Source organism: Shewanella sp. MBTL60-007 (genome assembly GCF_019654915.1).
Classification (GTDB): domain Bacteria; phylum Pseudomonadota; class Gammaproteobacteria; order Enterobacterales; family Shewanellaceae; genus Shewanella.
This window is the reverse complement of sequence record NZ_BPET01000147.1, coordinates 1-1,029: the sequence shown is the minus strand read 5'-3', so window position 1 is coordinate 1,029 and position 1,029 is coordinate 1. Positions and strand designations below refer to the sequence as shown.

The 1,029-nt window shown below is 33.2% G+C and carries 2 protein-coding genes; both read right to left on the bottom strand.

Annotated elements, in window-relative coordinates; genetic code table 11:
- Positions 1-240, bottom strand: a 240-nt coding sequence (locus K5Q92_RS23740; protein ID WP_220771247.1) for a glycosyltransferase, incomplete at its 3' end; no start/stop codon positions are given.
- Positions 224-970, bottom strand: coding sequence for a glycosyltransferase (locus tag K5Q92_RS23735; protein ID WP_220771246.1), 747 nt, complete (start codon positions 968-970; stop codon positions 224-226). The genes K5Q92_RS23735 and K5Q92_RS23740, both read right to left, overlap by 17 nt.
- Positions 971-1,029: the final 59 nt, after the last annotated feature.

Here is a 1,029-nt window from a genome sequence, read left to right as displayed (position 1 = left end):
ATATTCTATTGCACGATTAAGAGCTGCGCCAATCCCTTTATTATCCATTAAAGGAATTAGTGTACATATGATGTCTTTTTCTCGGAGTTCTTTTTCAATAATAGCAATGTTAGTAGAGCCATTATCAACGACAATTAGCTCGTCTACCTGCTTTGTAACTGCATCGACATTATCTAAGAATCTTGACATTTCCGGGTTAAAGGTAACAATAACAGCACATATTTTAGTTTTTGAAATCATCCGCGCTCCCTTTTATAACAAAAGCTCTTTTAATTGCGTTAAATAATATTATAGAACGAACTTCAAACTGGTAAGTTAAAGGAGGTCGAGATTTTGGTGTTGCGTTATTCATATGCATACGATGAAGAATCAATTTATCATTTATTATTAAAAACTTTCCTATTAGACCTGTCATTGTTCCAATCCACCAGTCGTGTGACCTTTGCTTAGTTGGAATTGGCAAAATATAACTTTTCATATTTCTCTTAAAAGCTAAACAGCATCCAATATAACTCAAACGAACCAAATTTTTTATAATGCTTGAACTTCCTCCTCGTAGTTCAAAACCCGATTTATCTTCTAAGTTAAGCGGTTTCAAATTCTCGTCAACTAACTTGTAATCATGCGCAATTGCATCAGCGCCTGTCCTTACAAACTCACGCATCACGATTTCTATCTTATCTTCTGACCAAACATCATCCTGATCTGAAAGAAATATATATTCTCCTTGCGTATTACGGATTGCATTTTCAAAGTTGCTAACTACTCCAGAACCGAAGTTTTTAAAAACTTTTACTCTTGCGTCCTTACTAGCGTAAGCACTAATAATATCAAAGGTATTATCTTGAGATTCATCATAAGAAATGACAAGTTCATCATTAATTTTTAGCTGGTTTAGTATAGAATCGATTTGCTCATTAATATAACTAGATCCGTTATAAACAGCCATTGCTACTGATACATTTATCATTGTTTAGATTTCCAATACTTAGAAGGTGGACGAAAAAATACTACTTTTCTAGTAATCAT

Coding starts and splice junctions, on each gene's coding strand:
- K5Q92_RS23735 (WP_220771246.1), bottom strand. CDS start 970: ATGATAAATGTATCAGTAGCAATGGCTGTTTATAACGGATCTAGTTAT.